This window comes from Priestia sp. SIMBA_032 (genome assembly GCF_046535215.1).
Classification (GTDB): Bacteria; Bacillota; Bacilli; order Bacillales; family Bacillaceae_H; genus Priestia; species Priestia aryabhattai.
In genome coordinates this window covers 1-405 of sequence record NZ_JAWRXD010000182.1, presented here as the reverse complement: position 1 = coordinate 405, position 405 = coordinate 1, and the positions used below count along the sequence as shown (strand labels likewise).

1 protein-coding gene and 1 pseudogene are annotated in these 405 nt (G+C 36.5%); both read right to left on the bottom strand.

What is annotated here, in order from left to right; genetic code table 11:
- A partial coding sequence (locus SB717_RS33925) for an SDR family NAD(P)-dependent oxidoreductase (RefSeq protein WP_410907200.1) occupies positions 1–219 on the bottom strand: 219 nt, incomplete at its 3' end.
- Positions 206–405 (bottom strand): annotated as a pseudogene (locus SB717_RS33920) (MerR family transcriptional regulator); the annotation flags it as partial. The gene SB717_RS33925 and the pseudogene SB717_RS33920, both read right to left, overlap by 14 nt.

Here is a 405-nt window from a genome sequence, read left to right as displayed (position 1 = left end):
TTCTTGAGCTTGTTCTATTCTTCTTGCTGGTACGATAACTGTAGCGCCAGCTTCTGCAAGTACGCGCGTGATTTCAAGTCCTAATCCTGAGTATCCTCCAGTTACAATAGCTACTTTTCCTTTTAAATCTTTTCCTCCTAGAGTCTCTTTGGCGGTAGCTCTTGCGCCGAATCCAGAATAAATTGGTTTTTGAATTGTGTTTTCATTATTTTTGTTCATTTTGTAACTCCATCTCCGTTCCCTCATTAATTTTCCCTGTTTTTATACGCTCAAAGTGAGTGATTTTGTAATTTATAACATCTAAAGTCGCTTGCAAATTCGTTAGTTGTATTGTGATTTGTTTTTGATGTTCTTCAAGTATTGCTTTACAAGCTTCATCGTTTTTTGCTCGTGAGAATTCCATAT